This is a genomic window from Syntrophothermus lipocalidus DSM 12680 (genome assembly GCF_000092405.1).
GTDB classification, from domain to species: domain Bacteria; phylum Bacillota; class Syntrophomonadia; order Syntrophomonadales; family Syntrophothermaceae; genus Syntrophothermus; species Syntrophothermus lipocalidus.
In genome coordinates this window covers 410,996-426,940 of record NC_014220.1, presented here as the reverse complement: position 1 = coordinate 426,940, position 15,945 = coordinate 410,996, and the positions used below count along the sequence as shown (strand labels likewise).

Annotated in this window: 16 protein-coding genes; all 16 read right to left on the bottom strand. The window is 50.1% G+C overall.

Features of this window, described 5'->3' with window-relative positions; all coding sequences use genetic code 11:
• Positions 1 to 6: 6 nt before the first annotated feature.
• Positions 7 to 1,929: an acetyl-CoA carboxylase biotin carboxyl carrier protein gene (accB, locus tag SLIP_RS02050; protein ID WP_013174608.1), complete on the bottom strand. Its 1,923-nt coding sequence runs from the start codon at positions 1,927 to 1,929 to the stop codon at positions 7 to 9.
• Between the two features lie 396 nt (positions 1,930 to 2,325).
• Positions 2,326 to 2,859, bottom strand: coding sequence for a SpoIIIAH-like family protein (locus tag SLIP_RS11920; protein WP_049764996.1), 534 nt, complete (start codon positions 2,857 to 2,859; stop codon positions 2,326 to 2,328).
• Positions 2,860 to 3,593: 734 nt separating this feature from the next.
• Positions 3,594 to 4,181: a hypothetical protein gene (locus SLIP_RS11915; RefSeq protein WP_013174606.1), complete on the bottom strand. Its 588-nt coding sequence runs from the start codon at positions 4,179 to 4,181 to the stop codon at positions 3,594 to 3,596.
• 1 nt (position 4,182) lies between these two features.
• A complete protein-coding gene (locus SLIP_RS02035; protein ID WP_013174605.1) occupies positions 4,183 to 4,761 on the bottom strand; it encodes a stage III sporulation protein AF in 579 nt (192 codons plus the stop codon).
• Between the two features lie 10 nt (positions 4,762 to 4,771).
• Entirely contained in the window at positions 4,772 to 5,959 is a 1,188-nt protein-coding gene (gene spoIIIAE / locus SLIP_RS02030) for a stage III sporulation protein AE (protein WP_013174604.1), read from the bottom strand.
• A 12-nt stretch (positions 5,960 to 5,971) separates the two neighbouring features.
• Entirely contained in the window at positions 5,972 to 6,361 is a 390-nt protein-coding gene (gene spoIIIAD / locus SLIP_RS02025; protein ID WP_013174603.1) for a stage III sporulation protein AD, read from the bottom strand.
• Between the two features lie 43 nt (positions 6,362 to 6,404).
• Complete coding sequence (gene spoIIIAC, locus SLIP_RS02020; RefSeq protein WP_013174602.1) at positions 6,405 to 6,599, bottom strand: stage III sporulation protein AC; 195 nt, start codon at positions 6,597 to 6,599, stop codon at positions 6,405 to 6,407.
• Positions 6,600 to 6,613: 14 nt separating this feature from the next.
• Positions 6,614 to 7,135 (bottom strand): stage III sporulation protein AB, encoded by a 522-nt coding sequence (locus tag SLIP_RS02015; RefSeq protein ID WP_041432627.1) that lies wholly within the window; start codon positions 7,133 to 7,135, stop codon positions 6,614 to 6,616.
• Between the two features lie 80 nt (positions 7,136 to 7,215).
• The gene (gene spoIIIAA, locus SLIP_RS02010; protein ID WP_013174600.1) at positions 7,216 to 8,196 is read right to left on the bottom strand and encodes a stage III sporulation protein AA; all 981 of its coding nucleotides are present in this window, start codon (positions 8,194 to 8,196) and stop codon (positions 7,216 to 7,218) included.
• A 185-nt stretch (positions 8,197 to 8,381) separates the two neighbouring features.
• Positions 8,382 to 9,281 (bottom strand): hypothetical protein, encoded by a 900-nt coding sequence (locus tag SLIP_RS02005; protein WP_041432624.1) that lies wholly within the window; start codon positions 9,279 to 9,281, stop codon positions 8,382 to 8,384.
• A gap of 1 nt (position 9,282) precedes the next feature.
• Positions 9,283 to 11,283 carry a flagellar assembly protein A gene (locus SLIP_RS02000; protein WP_013174598.1) on the bottom strand — a complete coding sequence of 667 codons (2,001 nt, stop codon included), beginning with the start codon at positions 11,281 to 11,283 and terminating at the stop codon, positions 9,283 to 9,285.
• Between the two features lie 296 nt (positions 11,284 to 11,579).
• The gene (locus SLIP_RS01995; RefSeq protein WP_041432620.1) at positions 11,580 to 12,029 is read right to left on the bottom strand and encodes a CD1247 N-terminal domain-containing protein; all 450 of its coding nucleotides are present in this window, start codon (positions 12,027 to 12,029) and stop codon (positions 11,580 to 11,582) included.
• Positions 12,030 to 12,122: 93 nt separating this feature from the next.
• Positions 12,123 to 12,680, bottom strand: coding sequence for an elongation factor P (gene efp / locus SLIP_RS01990; protein WP_013174596.1), 558 nt, complete (start codon positions 12,678 to 12,680; stop codon positions 12,123 to 12,125).
• Positions 12,681 to 12,692: 12 nt separating this feature from the next.
• On the bottom strand, positions 12,693 to 13,766 hold the full coding sequence (locus tag SLIP_RS01985; RefSeq protein WP_013174595.1) for a M24 family metallopeptidase: 1,074 nt from the start codon (positions 13,764 to 13,766) through the stop codon (positions 12,693 to 12,695).
• A 370-nt stretch (positions 13,767 to 14,136) separates the two neighbouring features.
• Positions 14,137 to 14,589 carry a type II 3-dehydroquinate dehydratase gene (gene aroQ, locus SLIP_RS01980; RefSeq protein WP_013174594.1) on the bottom strand — a complete coding sequence of 151 codons (453 nt, stop codon included), beginning with the start codon at positions 14,587 to 14,589 and terminating at the stop codon, positions 14,137 to 14,139.
• 1 nt (position 14,590) lies between these two features.
• Positions 14,591 to 15,931: a TldD/PmbA family protein gene (locus tag SLIP_RS01975; protein ID WP_013174593.1), complete on the bottom strand. Its 1,341-nt coding sequence runs from the start codon at positions 15,929 to 15,931 to the stop codon at positions 14,591 to 14,593.
• Positions 15,932 to 15,945 lie beyond the last annotated feature (14 nt).

Below are 15,945 nucleotides of genomic sequence, written 5' to 3'. Positions count from 1 at the left end.
CATCACCTACTCCTTCGCTATCAAAAACATGGTCTGCCCGTATTCAACCGGGTGAGCATTATCTACCAGAATGTCCACTACTCGGCCTTTGACTTCGGACTTTATCTCGTTCATCAGTTTCATGGCTTCGACAATACACAAGGTCTGCCCCGGTTCGACCCTATCCCCTATCTCCACGAACGGCGGTGCGTCTGGAGCCGGTGCGCGGTAAAACGTTCCTACCATAGGGCTTACTACTGCGACCAGGTCCTCTTCAGGTTCTAGCTCCTCATATCTGGGGGTTTTTACCGGTTCTCTATCTCTTGTCTCCCCTTCGCTAATCGGTTCGCGGGCAGGGGAACTGGCAGAACGGCTACTCTTGCGCAAAGTCAACTTGTACTCAGGCCCTTCCAACTCCAACTCTGCGATGCTGGTATCGTCGAACAATAGCATCAACTCCCGAATCTCATCGATGTCCATGTCTTGTCCCCCCTTGCCAGTCACTCTCTTTTGTGCTTTCCTTGTTGGTTGTCTGCCAGCAGGTTTCTCTGTTTCTCTCTGACTCGCATTCTTTTCGTTGAATAAAGGCTTTTCCTCAGTTTCGCTTTGAGTCTGTCCAGCCTGATCCCGGTAAGCGAAAAACTTGAGGGCTACTTGCGGGAACAAGGCATAACTGAGAACATCTTCCTCGTTCTTAGCCACGTCTTTGGTTTCTTTTAGAGCCTTTTCCCAGCCCGGTTCCAGCAAATCAGCAGGTCGAACAGTTATGACCTCTTCCTCGCCGATAATTTTCTTTCTTACTTCGGGTTCTATAGGCGCCGGGGACCGACCGTAAAGCCCCCTCACGTAATCCTTTACCTCCCCTGGGCACAGCTTGTACCTTTCGCCCATCAAAACATTGAGCACCGCTTGTATACCCACTATCTGGCTGGTAGGAGTTACCAATGGCGGGTATCCCAAATCTTTTCTGACTTTTGGAATCTCCTCCAATACCTCGCCCAGGCGGTCGGCTGCTTTTTGCTCCTCCAACTGAGCCACAAAATTAGAAATCATGCCCCCCGGAACCTGGTGCTCAAAAACTTTCATATCCGCGATGCGGGTAACCCCCCGCTCAAAACCCTTTTGCTTTCGAATCTCCTCGAAATGGGAAGCGATTTCAAACAGATCGTGCAGGTCGAGTCCTGTATCCCACGGAGTGCCCTGCAGGGCCCTGACGATGGTCTCAACCGGAGGCTGAGAAGAACCGAAAGCCATAGGACCACTCGCAGCATCCACGACGTCCACCCCGGCCTCAGCTGCTTTCAGGCAAGCCCCTACTGCCAGTCCTCCTATGTAGTGGGTATGCAGCTGAATCGGCAACTCGACTTTTTCTTTGAGCAAGCTTACCAACTCGTAGGCCTGGTAAGGAGCGAGCAGGCCAGCCATATCCTTTATACAAACGGAGTCAGCTCCCATGTCTTTAAGCTTCAAAGCAGTCTCAACAAAATAGTCCATGGTATGAACGGGACTGATGGTGTATACCACGCAGGCCTGGACATGTTTGCCTGCTTTCTTTGCAGCCTTCATCGGAACGGCTAAGTTTCTGACATCGTTCAAAGCATCGAATATCCTGAATATGTCTATACCGTTTTCCGCCGCCTTCTCCACAAACTTCTCCACTATATCATCCGGGTAATGACTGTACCCGACCAGGGACTGCCCGCGCAGCAGCATCTGCAGCTGTGTTTTCTTGACGTACTTCCGAATAGTACGCAACCGTTCCCACGGATCCTCGTTGAGGTAGCGCAGGCAAACATCGAAAGTAGCTCCACCCCAAACTTCCAGCGAATGGTAGCCTATGTTGTCGAGCTGTTCCAAGACCGGTATCATGTCCTCAGTAGTCATCCTAGTGGCCCAGAGACTTTGGTGCGCGTCTCTCAGGCTGGTATCCGTTATTCTCAATCTCTTCATTTTAGACCTCCCCGGAACTGCAGTTGTAGGGGCTTGCTGGCTAAAAATTAACTCAGGCCTTGCCGACCTGAGTATTACGGGCTTCCATCCTACTCGTCCCCCGTACGTTTAGATGACCATCACTTGTTTATCCTCGGCTACGCGTTCAGGTAATCATACTGATGCAAAAATATTAAGTATATATAGGGCCTTAGCAACCTTCTTATATTATAGAGAGACCGAAAGTCAAATTCAACAGCTTGCCATGGTTTCGAGCAAGTATACACGCTTATCCACGCTTATCCCCAAAACGCAAATTGGGGACGGTTCTCATTTTGCACGTGCAAAACAGAAATGGTTCCGAATTTGGGTGGGAACTAGCGGAGATACAGGGAACGGTTACCATGGGTTAGATTCTCATTTAACTGAAGCCCTTGTGATAACGCATACGTGATTGGGGCGACACTGGATAACGCTGGCCACCTGTTCCTTTAATTCGTTTTCCTCATCCAGAGGAATGGCCGCTCCTTTGTAGGATACGATTACCGTAGTAAGAGAGGGTTGTACGATGACCACGCAATCCTCATACCCCCTGGCTTTGACCAAGGCTTCCGCTTTCATCTCCCGGTCTATGGTCATAGATATCTCCACCAAACGGGCCGCAGCCTTTTCTCGGGATTTTGGGTCCAGGTTGGCGTTATTGAGCATTTCCCGTAGCAGTTCCACCTGCTGATCTCGGGTTCGTTCCCTTTCTAACCTGTACTCCGAAAAAAAACCCCGGTCTTGCCCCACCGTTTCCGGCTTCTTCGTAGATGTAGAACTCGTAACTGGAGCAGCCTCTTTCACACGTTCGGGTACTGATCTCCCTGCCAGTATTACCCAACTGCATATGGCCACCAACAGAAGACCCACTACGAAGTAAACGAACTTTCGACCTACTTTAAAAACCACTCCTAAATCCCCCTCCCCATTTACGCGTTTACTTTTCAAATACGACCAATCCCCTTGGACCATCTGGCGTTAATCCGTTCAAAGGTCAAAATATTTTCTCATACAAAGCACCCCGCTTTAACGAATATCCAAGAACTAACCATAGGCGCCGCTGACACCTCACACTACCCCTATTGCGTGCAATAAAATGCCATGTTGCCAAAAATAGCCACAGATGTGCACAGATTTTGAAGGATGTTCACAGATGATTATAAAAATTTGCATACCGATCGCCGCGTTGTTCGTAAGCCTCTGGGTATTTTTATTGCCTAGTGGTGACACCGACAGGTGTCGTGAGGGTCTGCCCCGGAAGTCGATTGACGGGAGGAGTGTTAGCCGGGCGAGCGACGTATGACGAGCTCCGGCACTCAACCCGACGGCTCAATGATAGAACGACGCTCGCTACTACCGTTGAGTGCCGGACAACACACGGCGAAACTGAGGGCTGCGAAGCGGAGCGAGAAACAGGAGGTTTCGTCCGGCACTCAGGACCCGTCTGCATTAGGAACACCTTCCTTTAACTGGCTAATTTGCATGACGCGTTTGCCCTGAGTGCCGGATCGCACCGAAGTGAGCCGATGTGTTGCAGGCGAGGAGTCTTGGAGCGAGCTGGCTAACACTCCTCCACAGTCGCATTTTCATTCTCCAGTGGTGACTCGGATGAGAGTCATAAAGGTCTGTGTCTATCTGTGGCTCTATTCTCGGGGTAAAACCAGCACCCGAGTAGCAGGAAGATCCAGCAAAGTCTCGACTGCTCTGGTGATTTGCTCTTTGACTGCCGGGTTCGCCGCCCCGTCAGCCACCACTAAAACCCCCTTCACCTGCGGAGCCTTCTTTTCCACGAGCAACGGTGATTGACTGCCCATAACTACCAAGTCTTGGGATGTATTGGTGTCTGTGGTCTTGCGTACCCCCCCGTCCTTGTCGGTTTCCTCGGACGATGTCTTCTGTTCTTTGGTGTTAACAGCGTACGAATTGACTCCTTCCGAAACCAAAGTCAGGCTGACCTCGACTTGCCCTGCACCTTCAATCTGCGATAAAATACCGGCCAGTTCCCGCTCCATATCTGCCTTAACCGATGTCCCTTTCCCCGAAGACAACGCGCTTTGCTCCGGCTTTGTCGTGCCCTGGCGACTGCTTGATACCGGCCACATCAGGAGTATTATCCCCAAGACTGCCAAACAAGCCAAGGCCCAACGTGACTTCAAGTAAGTTTGAATCTTGTTCCCCGAACCACCTAGAGGCAGATATCTCTTCTTCTCCTTAACTGTTTCTCCCGACATGTTAACCCCCCTCAAACTCCACTTTAACCTGTTCCGGTTCCAGCCCGTAGAGATTCTTAACGAGGTCTATGAGTTTTTGTTCAATGCCCTTTTTCTGTTCTCTGTCGCGTCCGCTGGCTATAAACGCGTCGACCTGGAATGTTTCCGACTTGTCCTGTTTTGGCTTGGAACCGACGATTAGGACCAGGTGAGATATTTTGCCTTGGTCATCCAGTTTAACCTCGGCCCGTAATGATTCAACCCCAGGAACCAAAGAAGCTATAGCAGCTACTTGTCCCTCAGTCTTGGCTTTTAGCTGGTTCGACGCCTCCTTTAACATCTTGTTTCGCAAAGCTTCCCCTTGATGTACTGCCATTTCCGTCTGCTTTTCTGGGTACTTTACCTCCCACGCTTCCATAGCCAAATCCTGGGTTTGGTTAACAAATTTCAAAGTCGGGTTTAGCACTGCTATGACCACGAAAAGGCCTATGGCAAACCTTACAAACGGGCGCAAGCTGCTAGAAGGTAACATGATTTCTAAGAAACCGGCCAGAAGAGCTATCGCCGCCAGGTTTCGCACCATGTCTGAAATAAGACTCAAGTCCAGCACCTCACTTGAGCAACAAAGGCTGGTTAGTGATACCGGCGAGCACCGTAATCATTATGAAAAACATTAAAGCGACGGCCACCACCGAGGCCAAGACCAATGTCAGGTGTTTAGCCATGATATCCAAGGCCTGGGCTGTCCTGGCATCACCCAGCGGCTCTACCAGAGCGGCCGACAGTTTGTAAATGAGAACGATGGCCCCTATCTTCAAAACCGGGAAGATGCAAATGCCGAAGACTATCACCAAACCGAAGATGGAAAGAGCGTGCTTCAAGATCGCCATATAGCCCAGCGTGTATTCCAGGGCCTCCGATAACAGTTTCCCGATTACAGGGAAGAAGCTGGTTGCAAACTGCGTGGTCTTGAGAGTTACTTCGTCCAATACCGCTCCGTAGACGGTTCTGAGTCCTAACAACCCTACGAAAACAGTCATGAACAGCCCTAACCCTACTATGGCCGCACTCGAAAGCAGTTTCCCCAGTTTCTGCACCTGCACTGTATCGGCTGCAGTGTCTACCAGGTGCAGCACTGCGGAAAAAACAACCAGCGGGAAGACCACATGCTGGATAGCACTGGCACACGCAGTGCAAGCAGTCATCATTAGAGGAAACAAGGCAGTAGAGGTGTTGATCCCTCCCATCCCCGCCACCAAAACCGTCATTTGTGGCAACACACTCACCATAAAATCGGACATATCCGTAACCGTTTGCTGTCCCAGGCCCAAGGCATAACGAAAAGATGCGATCCCTACCGCCATTAAAGCCATGAAGGCGGCCATATATGATATCCTGCTGGTTCCCTCTCCTCCGAAAGCCGCCTGAAAATTGACCAAAAGCGATGTAACCACGGACAAGACCATAAGCTTGCCCAGCAGTCCGGCGTTGGCAGCCACTTCTCCTAGAAAGAACCGCAGAAGGTTTCCCAAAACCTCTTTCACATTTAGCTCCCATTTGCCTTGAATAAAGTCGATGAACCACTGTTTCAACGACACCTTTTGTAAATAGGCTGATAACTCCCCGTCTATCTCGTTTTTGTACTTCTCCATTTCTCGGAGATCCAGACTATCTAAACCCTCCTCCCAGGTAACCGATGCTGCCTGCGATGAATCTCCGGCTAGCGCGGGCCTGCTCCAACTTAGAAGAGCCAGTATTAAAGTTAATCCGATCAGCCATAACTTATTTCCTGTTAGCAACGGGCCCACCGCCTATCCGGGCATAATGTCCATAATGGATTCGAGTATCGCCACCAGAATCGGCAAAGCCAATACTGCAATGATCACTTTGGCCGCAAACTCGACTTTTTGGGCAACGGCTTGCTCACCGGCATCGCGGCAGATTACAGAGGCAAACTCGGCCAAATAAGCAACCCCCAAGATTTTGAGCACAGTCGAAACAAAAAAGAAATTGACTTCTGCCTTCCGAGAAAGCTGGCTCACCACCTGAACCACAGAAAAAAGCTTCCCTATAATCATAAAGAAGACAACGATACCAAAAGCAATACTAAGAAGAACCGCTATTTGTGGTTTTTCTTGGCGCAAAAACATCAGAAATACGGTGGTAACCAATGCTATCCCGACTAGCCGGGCAATCTCCATTAACCTTTTCCCCTCCGCTAACAAGCCGGTTTAGTACAACGGCTTAAAGGTCAAACACGGTCCTGACCATGGTGAACAGCTGGCTCAAAAGCTGGACCAGAATAATCAAGACAACTATCACCCCGGCCAGGGTGAGCATCTGGGCTTGCTCCTCTTTTTGCGCCTGTTTAAGAACTATACTCAGAACGGAAATGAGAATGCCAATGCCTGCAATCTTAAATATTATAGCGGTATCCACGAACACCCACCCCTTTACAGCAATAGAAGTACAACCAGGGTTCCCAGAAGAAACCCCCCGTAGGTCCATAGTTTTTTTTCTGTAGCCGCAGTCTTAAAAGCTGAATCTTCCAATTGTTTTATCTCTTCACCCAGCAACTGGAAAGCTTTTTTTTGCTCTTCAGTATCGGACATTCCCAGGCGCGAAGCGAAAGATTGTAATAAGAACAGATCAGTCTCGCTTAGATCCGAGTTTTCCTGAAGGGTCTTTATTCCCTCCAGCCACGCTTCTTCGGCGGTTACGCCTCCTCTACGTTCAAGGCATCCTGCAGCAACCGCGAGGAACTGACGGGTAGGAGGCTCTGCCAGTAGAGCCGTTTTCTGCAATGCGCGCGGAAGAGGGTTCTGCAGATAAGTGATCTCCTTTTCTAAAATTGCGAGAGCAAAACGGATTGACTTTAATTGCCTCACGCGGTTGTCCAGACTTTTGGCACCGGCCAAACCATAAGCCCCGCAGGCCAAAAACGTCAACAAACCTCCCACGATTTTTACCAGCATAGCAACCAACCCCTTAACACCTGCTGTAAAAATGTGGTATAATTTTCAATAATCTGTGTTAATCTGCGTTAATCCGTTGTCTATCCGTGGCCCGTTTTGGAAACAGAATTACCGCCTGAACTCGGGTTGCGATATACCGCCTCAACCGTACCCGGACCCTTTCTTCGAGACAAGACCACTAGTGCTTCGAACACACCGCTGGCTAATAGACCAGCCATGATCGGGCGGCGGCTTATATCTTCGAGGTCAGTACCGTGAGCGGTGGCAATAACCGATACTCCGGCGTTAACGCATTCTTGTAGAGCCTCCGCATCCGCCGGGCGTCCGATTTCGTCCACCACGACGAGGTGAGGCGAAAGCGATCTTACCGCCATCATCATCCCCAATGCTTTGGGACAACCATCCAGCACATCGGTGCGGTTTCCGACGTTGAGCTGTGGAATTCCCTGGTAACAGGCTGCTATTTCTGAACGCTCGTCGATCACGACCACGTTGAGATTGGCCGGCCCGTCCGAATACAACCTGGTCAAATCCCGTAACAAAGTGGTCTTGCCGCAGCGAGGCGGGGAAACAATAAGGGTATTTAATATCCTGCGCCCGGTTACAATCAAACGGCTTGCTATCGGCTCGGCGCAACCTACCATCTCTCGCGCCACCCTGAACGCCAGCCCCGAAAAATCCCGCATCGTTTTAATCTCTCCCTGGGCCAGCACCACTCTCCCCGCCAGACCAACCCGGTGTCCACCCCTCAAGGTGATAAACCCTCGCTTTAATTCTTCTTCCAGGGCATAGATCGAACTCTGGCTAACGGAGGCCAAGGTACGCTCCAGGTCTTCTTCTCCTACCGTGTATCCGAGGTTATACTGCTTGGTGAGTTCGCCTGTGACTTTGACAGCATACTCCTCATCTCCCAACCTGACCAGTAAAGGACGTTCAACCCTCAATCGTATCTCTTCCAATTTCCTTAGCCTTTCTGCGGGCAGCGCCCCTACTATCTCCTTTATCGGCCCCGACAAATATAGAATTATTTGTCCGCGTATCTTGTCCTCAATCTTCGCCAAGCACAACTCACCTCTCGTATTTAATACTTATTGGCTTAAGGGTGAAATTATGCCAAACAGAAGAAACACTGGAATACCTGGCTGGCACAGGCAATCAACAGCTACAGAAACACGGGCAAACTAAAACGGCTCTGCCAGTTTGAACCGACAGAGCCGTTTGAAATAGTGTTGGATCCCCCGGGGATTCACACTCCGTTGCCCGGCATATCCCCTGATTTCTCGCTATCCTTCCATGTTGCAATGTTGCCCCCATACCCATTCTCCAGTTCATATATGTAGAGTAGCGAAGCTAAATAATCGCAAACTCCATTGACGGCATTTAGCTCCATCTCATTCATGGAACCGTGCAAACAAAGCCAGCCAATCTCTTGTCCCCTGGCCCTAAGAAGAAACATATGTAGATCTTCTTGCCGACAACTGTATCCCATACCCCTGACCAACTCCTCAAACCAGTACAAGCATTCATCGCTTGTTTTTGCCACGTCTTTGTCCGAAAGAGAATTCATAAAGCCCTGTACCATGTCATCGGTTGCAGCAAAACCTTCACTGGCTATTACCCTCACATTTGCGCCTTCCCATACCAGCAATAAACCTCTTCTCGCCTGCGACTCCGAGACTAGTACGCTGAGTATTCCCTTGAACACATTGTCCCAATCTTCTCTTTCGCTGTGTATCTTGGCAAGCAACATAAGAAAATACAATTTGTTGAGGAATTCACTCTGTTGTGCTGCCCTAAACATATCGACAGTATACCTTATGATACGTCCAAAACCAGCGGGAGGCACGAGGTCACTCAGGTAAAGCCGATGTTGCCACGAATAAGACCACATCTTCTCTTCCAGTTCCCAAGGCCTAGGAACCACAACTATCACCCCAGCAGCCTGCCTTGCCAAAGACATGATATACTGCTCGTAAGCCTTCACTTCATCTGAATCTTTATAACAACCGATAAAGATTTCGTCCATATCGACCTCATTTACCTGAGGATGACGCTCGACTACGCGTAATTCAGACTGTGAGGCCAAAGCTTTCAGTAAATCGTTGTTAACAACTCCTCGATTCTGCCATACTACAAGCCGCACCATCTCACCTCATCCTTATCCTGCGTTCCTCATCCATCCAGACCACCAGGCCCTCGCGAGGCTCATCTATTCTTACCGAATGTCTTCCAATTCCAATAAGAACATTACCCAACACGCGCTCGCAGACAACCCTGCGATTCTCCGTTACATTAACCCTGGTCAAAGCCCCTACTTCAGAGCCCAGTTCTCTCACGTAGACGTCGTTAGCCGCGATTATCTGCCCTCCCCTGAATACCCCAGGCGTTCCCTTTACGGTAACCCGTTCAGCCGATGAGAGCAAGGTGTTGAAACACCCTTGGCCGTCTACAGTTATCGAGCCCGTAGCATAAACCTCGCTGTTCAAGGCATACCGAAGATAGACCTCGGATTTTCTCTTCATCCGGGATTCTGCGTTTGATATCCAGTCTTTTAGATTGTTTACCAATTCAGACACGTTATGATTGCCGGGAACAGCAACACTCGACACCGGATGAAGCACCATATTTGTTATCGATTTGAACATGTTGACTTCAGTCTCTTCCAGACTAAGCCCCTTCTCTTCGCACACTTCGAGCAACTCTTTGGCCATGCGTGGGAGATCTCGCAGCTTCCTTTCCAGCAGTACTTCTACTATCCTCCCAGCTGCAACCGGTTGTTTTCCCCGCCATTGGAGGCGCAGGTTAATTTGACAAACAGCGTCTTCGACTATCTCCAGGTCATGGAGGATGCGTTTAGCCATAGGCAACACTTTGCTAAGCTCGGCCGTCTCGCCCCCAGCCTGTACCCTTGAGTTTACTACTGAATCCAGGCAAACCACCCCGTCTCTAGCCGTGACCCGAGCTTTTTCTACGATGCCCAGGACCTTGATCATACCCTCTGCGCTTACAGTCATGCCCGAAGTAACGTTGCCTTTAATCAAGACGTCGCCCGAAAACCTGATGTTACCCGTACTGATATCAACATCGCCTTCAATCAATAACAATGGCAAGACTTCGACCAGGTTTCCCGTGACCTTGGGCCTCCCGCTTATCGTTGCCACCAATCGGTCATCAACCTGCCTAACTCCTTTTCCAACTCTAAAATGAGCGGCTCTAGGCAATTTAACTTCTATCTCTTTCCCCGTCACCGTCATCCCCGGCTGCCCCTGAACCGGTTCTACTATTCTGGCCACTACCTCGCCCGCCTTCACCGACTCGAAAATGTTCAGTTCTCGAAAATCAACTTTTTGTTCATCCTTTGCTGCGGTTGTGTCTGTATGCCGCTCATAAACTAGATCAAGGTATCCGTCCTTACTAGGTACCGCAGGCCTGCCGAAAGCTACGGCCACACGCAGCCCATTAGCTTTAAGCACCGCTGTCCTCACTTTCTCCTCATCCACCCCGTATACTACTCCTTTTTCTCGCAGGGCCTGCAGCACTTCGTCGACAGACAGAGGACGTAAAGGCTCTTCAAACTCTTCCACCGCTAGCTCGAGCTCAGCTGCCGGTTCCGCGTCCCGAAGCCTTCTAACCTTCCTGACTGGAGGATATACAGTAAGATAGGCACACAGACCGTCTTTAGAAATCTCGATCTCGTATAGTCTCTGATCTTCCGGGGCAATTACCTCACATACGATCTCGTCCTTGTCGGTTACTACGGTTCTCTTGGTATGCGTTATTCCGTTAATTCTCAGCTTGATTTGGGGGCACGGCGCAACAGTCGGATAACGCCCGTTACCCCTAGGAGGAATAACGACTATTGTTCCGTCCTTTACCCCTACCAAGCCGTCTCGGTCCTCTGTCGCCTCTCTTGCCAAATCAAGTACCAGGGCTTCTAGGACCCGCTCGTCGTCATCTATCCCGTCTCTTTCCTGGTCAATAATTTTCACCTTTATCACAGCCGGAGCACGACCGAAGCCGAGGAACCCACGACTTCCCTTATTTATCACCTCGATTTCCATCCTATCCCGGGATATCTTCAAAGCACTCTCCGCCTTGGCGATAGCTTCAGCAACGTTGCTCCCCTCAAACCAATGTGTTTTTGTCATCTCCGGTCACCCTGCGGCAGCCGGCATAGTTCAATGTCAGTTTTCGATCTATTCACAACAATCCACCTGTCCCTTGACAAATAATGCGTGCTATCGTGCTAATTCCGGTAAATACCAGCCCTATATGAAGTATTCGCCCTTGCTCGCCCATTCCCTGCTGGTTTTCAAAAACAAAAAGTACCACTACCCACAATGTAGTGGTACTTTCGGATCTAATCACTCATACTTCATACAGCTTTTCAAAGCTTCCCAACGTGAACCTGACTATCCTTCATCCGTACCCAGTTGGGAAAGTTCTAATTACCCGCAGATCCAGAATTCCGGCCGTCTGGACTCGGACTGTTCTCCCCCTCGATCCCGCTTTCCATCACCGAGGGTTCAAAGTCAAAGGAACCATCGTTGACGAAAACAACCTCGTTGCACTTGGGACATATGATCTCAATAACGTCGTCATCTTCCAAAACGTCGGCATCGAAGTACACCTCTTCTCCGCACTTCTTGCAGGTCATATAGATGTAATCGTCGCCGTATATGTCTTCTTCCAGCAGGTTCAGGTCATCATCAATGCTTTGGACATACTCCTTAAACTCCTCCATTTCCGTCCGCAAAACACAAATGTCGTCTATTACCCCCTCCAGCACGTCCAATATGCCGTTCATAATCTTGCCCTGCGGGCCAAGCTCGGCCACGTTTATGCCTTCGCTCAACCCTTTCAAATAGCTAATCCTTTCTGACAAGTTTTTCAAACACGATCCCCCTTCTCGCACCTGATCTCTGCCTCCGGGACCAGGTCACAACTCATTTATATAGTATTATTCCGCTCCAAAGGGGGTTTTATTTCAAACGCGTTCAATATACTCTCCGGTTCTGGTGTCGATCCTGACCCGATCCCCGACATTCACAAAAAGAGGAACCTGAACCGTGGCCCCGGTTTCGAGTACTGCTGACTTGGTCCCACCGGTGGCAGTATCGCCCTTGATTCCAGGCTCTGTTTCCACGACCTCTAATTCAACAAAGTTGGGCATTTCTACCCCCAAGATCTGTCCCTGATAAAGTAACACCTGAATTACCATCTGCTCCTTGAGGTACTTGATCCCGTCGCCAATTTGGTCCTTACTAAGCGATATCTGGTCGTAGCTTTGGGTATCCATAAAAATATAGTCCTCACCGTCGTTATACAAGTACTGCATTTCTCTCTTGTCTAGACGGGCTCGCGGCACCTTTTCTCCGGCTCGAAAAGTCCGCTCTATGACCGCTCCTGACCGGATGTTCTTCATCTTGGCCCTAACAAAAGCAGCTCCTTTGCCGGGCTTAACGTGCTGGAATTCTACCACCTGCCAAACATCGCCCTCTACTTCGATGGTCAATCCAGTCCTGAAATCATTAACAGAGATCAAGCCCTTCCCCTCCTACTGAATAATAAGCAACTCCTTTTCTGCTTTGGTCAAAACTTCACAACCTGTTTCTTTTACTATTACGACATCCTCAATCCTAACTCCTCCCCAACCGGGGATATAAACCCCCGGCTCAATCGTTACAACCATGTTCTCGGCCAGGATTTCCTCACTCTTCGAACTGACCGCCGGTTCCTCGTGCACTTCCAAGCCCAAACCGTGGCCGGTAGAATGGACAAAATGCGGCCCTAATCCGTATTTTTCAAGATATGAACGGGCCGCTCTATCAACTTCTCGGCACGCTACGCCAGCCCTCACCGTCTCTATGGCCGCAACCTGGGCCTCCAAAACCCGATAATACACCTCGCGTAGGCGATTAGAAACCGTTTCAATAGCCACCGTGCGGGTGGTATCTCCAGCATAACCCGAGTAAAAACCACCAAAATCCAAGGTCAACATGTCGCCCGGTTCGATGCGGTTGTCGGTAGGTTGACCGTGAGGCAGCGAAGCCCGGCGCCCGGAAACCGCGATGATATCGAAAGCTTCCTTTGTACAGCCTCCGCGGCGCAGAAGCCTCACCATTTCCCAAGCAATATCTCGTTCTGCCCAACCTGGCCCAATGTTAGCAATCAGGTTCTCGAATGCCCAGTCACCGATCCTGATAGCCTCGGCAATGTAAGCTATCTCCGACTCATCTTTCACCTTCCGCAACTCTTCGACCAGCCCGCTTTGCGGTTGTAGTCTATCGCCGATTTCTTTACGCAGTCGTAGGTACTGATCATAAGTAAGGTGCCGGCTCTCAAATCCAACCCGCCCGAGACCTCGAGCCAGCTCCCCTATCACCCGCAAGTAATCGGATTCTGCCTCGACTACCTCCCAACCCCGGCACTCGACCGTCGCCTGCTCAGTATATCTTCGATCGGTTACTAAGTATACCCTGTCTCCGGTAACCAAAACTAAGCCGTCTGTACCAGTAAAACCGGAAAGGTAAAGACAGTTTTCCCTTTTGGTGACCACCATCGCTTCTATTCCTTGGCGTTCCATCAACCGTCTTAGCCGCTCTACCCTGCCCAAACCTTCTACAGCCACCCTCTGTCCGACACCCCCCATCCTGACCGATATTTTTACCTAACTATCTTATCCCACGCCGAAGAAACGAAACTCATCGTCTCGCCATATGATTTAGACGCTGATTTACGCAGATTTTTTAAAAAACATAATCATACGTGATTTCACTGCGAAAAGGGTAAACCATATAGTCTTAACCTAACATATTATGGCTATTATTGGTCCTAGCGCTACATACGGGCAAACAGACAAGCACCGGCCAGCCTGAAGGGGTTTTCGCAGTGAAATCACCATATTATTCGTTTTTTTGAAGCCTCATACTATTGAGACTTTTACATAGTAATAATCGCTTCGAATTCTATCAACGTAAATCAGCGTCAAATATCAAGTGTTAATCCGCGCCTCGTTCTCGCAGTATAGAACATGCCGCCTCGACCGCTAAACGGTAACTCAAGGTTCCCAGCCCGAAGACACCCCCCAGGGCGACCGGTGCTACTAAAGACCGGTGGCGAAATTCTTCACGGGCGTAAGGATTGGTCAGGTGTACTTCGATAACCGGCAGCCGCACGGCCTTCAAGGCATCATGCAGGGCTATACTATAATGGGTCAAAGCTCCGGCATTCAAGATGAGAAAATCGGCTTTCCCTTTGGCTGCATGAATGCAATCTATAAGCTCGCCTTCGTGATTGGATTGGTAAAACTCTATGTTTACCCCCCATTTCCGGGCGACAGTCTCCAGCTCTCGGTTCAACTCTTCCAAAGTCACGTTTCCGTATAGCTCCGGCTCCCGGCTTCCTAAAAGGTTTAAGTTAGGTCCGTTTATTACCAAAATGGTCTTCATCATCTTATTCCCCCGCGATGCTCAAGCCCTTCACTCTCAAGGTAGGCGCTCCAATCCCGCCAAAGAAACGGAGGTCTTCTCCTACGCCCTCCACTCCCTGCAAAAACTCCTGTAAATTACCGGCAATAGTAATGCTTCGCACTGGTCTGGTCAGTTCCCCGTTTTCAATCAGGATGCCCGCAGCTCCGACTGAAAAATCTCCCGAAATCGGATTCGCGGTGTGTATTCCCATAACTTCCGTCACGAAGAGCCCTTGAGATACCTCTTTTATCAGCTGTTCGGGTCTGCTCACACCCGGAAGAACAAATAAATTGGTGATACCTACCCCGGGCAGGCTGCGAAACGATCCCCTGACCCCGTTCCCGGTCGACTTGGTATTCGCTTTATTGGCAGTGTAGGTATCGTACAAAAACCCTTTCAGTATTCCACGATCGATCAAGACCGTCCGTTGGGTGGCAACTCCTTCCCCGTCGAACGGGAAACTGGCTATTCCTTGCGGTGAAGTTCCGTCATCGACAAGAGTAAAATTGCCGGCAGCTACTGTTTGTCCGATTTTGCCAGCCAGGAAAGACTTGCCTTTCTGCACGGAATCCGCGTTGACCGAGTTAACCAGAACTCCTAGAAAGCTAGTAACAACGTAGGGTTCAAATATACACGGTACCGATCTAGAAGTTATCGTTTTCGCCCCCAGCATGCGCACCGCGTTATGCGCCGCTTCCCTTCCCACCCGGGCCGGATCTAGTTCTTTTACCCGCCTAGCAGCAGCATACCCAAAGCCGGTCTGGGCATCTCCCTCTTCTTCTGCCACCAGGTAAGCGTACAGGGTACAAAAAGCCCCCCTTTCAAAAGCTTTGATTCCGTTGGTATTAAAGACGGCTAGAGCAAACTCGGAATCTTCGTAAGCTGCTTTTTCAATGACCTTGATTCTGCGATCGTAAGCAAGTGCCGCCGATTCCAGATCCCGGGCCATCTGAATCTTCTCCTCAACGTTAACCCGGCGCACTTCGGGATCGTATACATTGAGCTCCGGGTACTGGTATCGTCCTGCCGGCAGGCTGTTGTTTTCATCGCTCGCGGTAAATTTAGAACTTTCGACAGCCCGGTCCAGAAGCTGGTTCAAAGCCTCTGGACCGAGATCCGTGCTGTAAGCGAACCCTACCCTGCCTTCTTTGATAACCCTAACTCCTATCCCTAATTCTTCTGCTTCTGCCAGGGTCTCGACTGTTCCTTGTGCCACCTCTATGCCCAGTTCCCGGTTATAGAACAGAAACGCCTCCGCCTCTACCCCTTTTTGTCTGGCCATCTCCACGACCTGTTCTCCTGTCTTCACCAACTCGTCCCGCATCAGCGCACCACCTT

Bases quoted from the DNA above. Each gene is read 5' to 3' on its own strand.
- accB (WP_013174608.1), bottom strand. From the start codon at position 1,929: ATGAAGAGATTGAGAATAACGGATACCAGCCTGAGAGACGCGCACCAA.
- SLIP_RS11915 (WP_013174606.1), bottom strand. From the start codon at position 4,181: ATGTCGGGAGAAACAGTTAAGGAGAAGAAGAGATATCTGCCTCTAGGT.
- spoIIIAD (WP_013174603.1), bottom strand. From the start codon at position 6,361: ATGGAGATTGCCCGGCTAGTCGGGATAGCATTGGTTACCACCGTATTT.
- SLIP_RS02015 (WP_041432627.1), bottom strand. From the start codon at position 7,135: ATGCTGGTAAAAATCGTGGGAGGTTTGTTGACGTTTTTGGCCTGCGGG.
- SLIP_RS02005 (WP_041432624.1), bottom strand. From the start codon at position 9,281: ATGGTGCGGCTTGTAGTATGGCAGAATCGAGGAGTTGTTAACAACGAT.
- SLIP_RS02000 (WP_013174598.1), bottom strand. From the start codon at position 11,283: ATGACAAAAACACATTGGTTTGAGGGGAGCAACGTTGCTGAAGCTATC.
- aroQ (WP_013174594.1), bottom strand. From the start codon at position 14,589: ATGATGAAGACCATTTTGGTAATAAACGGACCTAACTTAAACCTTTTA.
- SLIP_RS01975 (WP_013174593.1), bottom strand. From the start codon at position 15,931: ATGCGGGACGAGTTGGTGAAGACAGGAGAACAGGTCGTGGAGATGGCC.